This is a genomic window from bacterium, assembly GCA_035703895.1.
In the GTDB taxonomy this organism is placed as follows: Bacteria; Sysuimicrobiota; Sysuimicrobiia; order Sysuimicrobiales; family Segetimicrobiaceae; genus Segetimicrobium.
Window position 1 is genome coordinate 1 of record DASSXJ010000191.1, and the last position, 4,290, is coordinate 4,290.

At 65.6% G+C, this 4,290-nt stretch carries 5 protein-coding genes; all 5 read right to left on the bottom strand.

Translation table 11 applies throughout. From position 1 onward, the window contains the following. On the bottom strand, positions 1–1,089 hold a 1,089-nt coding region (locus tag VFP86_13245), incomplete at its 3' end, for a D-alanyl-D-alanine carboxypeptidase family protein (protein HET9000604.1). After that, positions 1,052–1,699 carry an SMC-Scp complex subunit ScpB gene (gene scpB / locus VFP86_13250; protein ID HET9000605.1) on the bottom strand — a complete coding sequence of 216 codons (648 nt, stop codon included), beginning with the start codon at positions 1,697–1,699 and terminating at the stop codon, positions 1,052–1,054. The genes scpB and VFP86_13245, both read right to left, overlap by 38 nt. Continuing rightward, positions 1,696–2,415, bottom strand: coding sequence for a segregation/condensation protein A (locus tag VFP86_13255; GenBank protein ID HET9000606.1), 720 nt, complete (start codon positions 2,413–2,415; stop codon positions 1,696–1,698). Before VFP86_13255 ends, scpB begins: the two co-directional genes overlap by 4 nt. Positions 2,416–2,566: 151 nt before the next feature. Beyond that, a complete protein-coding gene (locus VFP86_13260; protein ID HET9000607.1) occupies positions 2,567–3,178 on the bottom strand; it encodes a site-2 protease family protein in 612 nt (203 codons plus the stop codon). A 15-nt stretch (positions 3,179–3,193) separates the two neighbouring features. Beyond that, a partial coding sequence (gene lysA / locus VFP86_13265) for a diaminopimelate decarboxylase (GenBank protein HET9000608.1) occupies positions 3,194–4,290 on the bottom strand: 1,097 nt, incomplete at its 5' end.

Below are 4,290 nucleotides of genomic sequence, written 5' to 3' on the forward strand. Positions count from 1 at the left end.
GGAGTCGTAGAAAGCCACCTCGCCGATCCGGCTGCCGCGGCGGACCGGAAGCGTGAGCTGCTCGTCCAGGGTCACCCGATGCCGCACTACGTCGCCATCGGTCACGACCCCGTACACAGGCTGCGGCACCGTCCCCACCAACCGGGCATCCGCTCCGGAGAGCGCTTCCGTCACAAAAGATTCGCCCGCCGATGCGAGCAGCGCGGGGTGATAGTGGGCAAACCCATACGTCAGCAGGCGGGATGCATCCCCGTACATGTCCGTGCTGTGCAGCACCACGGCAATCAATCGCCATCCGTCATGCGTCGCCGACGCCACGAGCGTCAGCCCCGCTTGGTGGACGTAGCCCGTCTTGATCCCGTCGGCCCCAGGGTAGCGGCTCAGGAGCCGGTTGTGGTTGATGAGGCGGCGCGCGTGCCTTCCGGGGACGGAGAACATCCAGGTGCGGGTCTGGACGATCTCGCGAAACATCGGATTCTCCATGGCCACCCGGGCGATGAGCCCGAGATCGTACGCGGTGGAGTAGTGGTCCGGATCGTAGAGTCCGTGGGGGGAGGTGAAGTGCGTTTGCGTCGCCCCAAGTTCCGTGGCGCGCGCATTCATTTGGGCCACGAAGGTCGCGGTCGTCCCCGCGACACCCTCGGCGACGGCCAGCGCGACGTCGTTCCCCGAGGGCAGCATGAGTGCGTACAGCAGCTCCCGCAGGCGGATCCGCGCATGCTCCGGGAGGCCGACGACAGATCCCTCGCGGAAACGCGCCACGGGCCCACTGATCGTGACCAGGGTATCGAGCGGGGTCCGCTCGAGTGCCACGAGCGCGGTCATGATCTTCGTCGTGCTCGCCGGGGGCCACTCCAGGTGGGCGTTGCGGTCATACAGCACCTGCCCGGTCTTGGCGTCCATCAGGACGGCGGCGGCAGCCGTCAGACGCGGCTCCGCGGTGCTCTCCTGCGAGTGGCGCGGCGCGCGCTGGCGGGACGCCGATGCCCACGACGGTCCACCGGCCAGCAGCATGACCAGCAGAACACATCCCCAGGACGCGGCGCGCGTCTTACGAACCGGGCGGAACCAGCACCGTGGCGAGTTCATGGTCTCCAATCTTGGGAAGCGCGCCGAGGTCCTTGAGCCCGAAGTACCGGAGAAATCCCTCAGTCGTCCCGTATAGGATCGGTCGCCCAGGTCCGGGGCGCCGGCCCACCTCGCGAATCAACCGCCTGTCTTGGAGCTTGACGAGGTGGTATGCGGATTGGACGCCTCGAATCATGTCCACCTCCGCTCGGGTCACCGGTTGCCGGTAGGCCACGATCGCGAGGACCTCGAGGGTCGCCCGGGTGAGCGGCTCCAGCTCGTTCAGGCGCAGCAGGCGTTGTACGTATGTCCCGTATTCCGGCCGGGTGCACAGCTGATAGCCGTCGGCGATCTCCTGAATCTGTAGCCCTCGGCCTTCGTATTCCACCTGCAGCGCCGCGAGCGTCGCGAGGAGCTCGCCCTCGTCGATCTCCAGAACCTTGCGCAGTTCCGCCAGACGCACCGTCCCGCCGCGTGCCAGCAGGAGGCATTCGATCGCATTGCGGATCTCGACGCTGCCCTCGCTGTGTTCTATGGACGCCATCCGGGCAGGCCGATGGTCGTGAGCCTCGGGATGCCGGCCGGGTCCTCCCGACTTCAGGGTGGCCATGGGGCCATGCGCGTCGCTCATGGCGCATCTCCCAAGGCGACGAGGATCTCCCCGAACACCTGCGGCTGCCGCACCCGAATCCGCCGCTGTTTGATGAGCTCGAGCATCGCGAGGAACGTCACGATAATCTCCAGCCGGCTCGCGCCTTCCCGGAACAGCGCGTGGAACGCCACGCCGGCCGTCTCTCGTTCGAGCATCGCGAGCAGCGCGTCCATCTTTTGTTCTACCGTGAACTCCTCGCCCGGGATCTCCTGGGGTGCCTCGCGAGAGCGCCGGAGGACTTGGGCAAAGGCGGCGAAGAGGTCCTCGAGCGTAACGCCTTCGACCAGCACATCCCCCGTGGGATCGGAGGCGTCCGGCGAGCGGACGAAGACCTGGCTTTGGATCTCCTCCAACACCTGCAACGCGTGTGCGGCCTCACGAAACTTAAGGTACCCCGCCATCTGGGCTCCCAGACGATCGCGGAGGTCCGACGGGCCATTATCCTCCTCCGGGGCTTCCTCGGGGGCCGGTGCGTGGGGAACAAGTGTTCGCACCTTGAGATCAGCGAGCACAGCGAGGTGGACGAGGACTTCCGTCGCCTCCTCTAGGTCGAACGCGGTCCGGGCACGTTCAACATACTCTTCCGCGACCGAACGGAGCGACAGGGTCTTGAAATCGATCTGCCCGCGGTGTGCGAGGCTAACAAGAAGATCGAGGGGGCCCGTAAAGCTATCAGACCCTACATGGTATGCCACAACCGCTCCTCCGATTGCTGCGTCGGCTAAGGGGTGCGTCTATTGGGACGTCGTTTGCTGCACGCTTCCCGCATATTCGGCGCGTGTTCTCGGGTTCCTCCCGAAACGCGTCCGGCTTGCGAGGCGACAGGGTAGCGGTCGACCCCCGCCGTTACAACACGAATCCCGTTCCTGTGGCGAGCCCATAGAGCCACTCTATAGCCGGAAACATCACGCGTCCGATCACCCCCGTATAGAGGAGCAGTAGGATCAGGACCGTTCCGTACGGTTGAATCCGCGCATACGCAGCTGCTTGTTCCAGGGGGAGCAGGTTCTCAAGTATGCGGGACCCATCGAGCGGCGGGATCGGAATGAGGTTGAACACGGCCAGGACGACGTTGATCCACACGACCATGGACGCCAAGTCGCCCCAGACCGTTCCGGAAAGGCTTTGGGTCTTTAGGAGAAGCCCGACCACGAAAGCCAGGGTAACGTTGGCCAGGGGGCCTGCGAGGGCGACCTGCAGCATCCCTTGACGAGGGTGCGCGAAGTTTCTTGGGTTCACGGGGACCGGCCGGGCCCAGCCGAACCTGAACAGCACGAAGAAAAGCGTGCCCAGCACGTCCAGGTGCGCGAGGGGATTGAGGGTCAACCGGCCAAGGTGTCGAGGGGTTGGGTCGCCAAGCCGGTCGGCCACCAGCGCGTGCGCAAACTCGTGGATGGTGACCGCAACGAGAACGGCCGGCAGGAGAAATAGCAGCTCCCGGAGATCGAGTCGAAACATGCGCGCGCCTCGCGATCAGGCCGGGGGAACGTCCTTGGACAGCAGGTCGTCTACAGTCTCCCGCTCCACGACCACCCTCGCACCACCGTCCTGGACGAAGACCACCGGTGGACGGGGATACCGATTGTAGTTGCCGGCCATCGAGTAATTGTAGGCCCCGGTGCTGAAAATCACCAACAAGTCCCCCGATCGTGGCTCGGGCAAGGTCACATCCCAGATCAGGACATCGCCCGACTCGCAGCACCGCCCAGCGATCGTCACGGTGTGGGCCCGCGGCTCGTTCAGCCGTTCTGCCAGGGCCGCCTCATAGCGCGCCTGGTACAGCGCCGGCCTCGGATTTTCGTACATCCCCCCGTCCACTGAGACGTAGGTCCGGATGCCGGCGATGGGTTTGATGGCCCCGACGCGGTACAGCGTTGCGCCGGCATCCCCAACGATGGAACGGCCGGGCTCGATCATCAGCCTGGGTAGAGGGATCTGGAGCGCCTCGGCCTGCTCTTTGACGGCGCCCGTGAGCGCCGCTGCGTACTCCCGGATCGAGGGCGGAGAGTCGGTGGGTAAGTACCGGATCCCAAGCCCCCCTCCGAGATCGAGCTCCTCGACAGGAACGCGGAGCTCGCGGGTCATCCATGCGGCGAACTCCATCATCGAGCGCGCGGCCAATTCGAACGGGGGCAGTTCTGTGACCTGCGAGCCGATATGACAATGCAGCCCCCGGACGCGCAACCCCGGGATCTCGAGCGTCCGGCGGACCGCATCCCGGGCGGTCCCGTCTTGGATCCCGAAGCCGAACTTGCTATCCACCCCTCCGGTGGTGATCGCTTTGTGCGTGTGCGGTTCGATGCCCGGCGTGAGCCGTAGGAGGACATCGACCGGCGTTCGCCTCTCACGTGTCAGGTCGTCCAGCATCTCGAGGTCGAAGAGATTGTCCACCACAAGCCGGCCGACGCCGGCCTCGATCGCCAGCGCGAGTTCCTCTTTCGTCTTGTTGCTTCCGTGGAGCATCAGCGCGTGTGCCGGCACGCCGGCGCGGAGCGCCGTGTGGATCTCCCCGGCCGAGACGACGTCCACGCCCATGCCTTCGTCGTAGGCCAGCCGGCAGGTCGCCATAC

Bases quoted from the DNA above. Each gene is read 5' to 3' on its own strand.
- scpB (HET9000605.1), bottom strand. From the start codon at position 1,699: ATGAGCGACGCGCATGGCCCCATGGCCACCCTGAAGTCGGGAGGACCC.
- VFP86_13260 (HET9000607.1), bottom strand. From the start codon at position 3,178: ATGTTTCGACTCGATCTCCGGGAGCTGCTATTTCTCCTGCCGGCCGTT.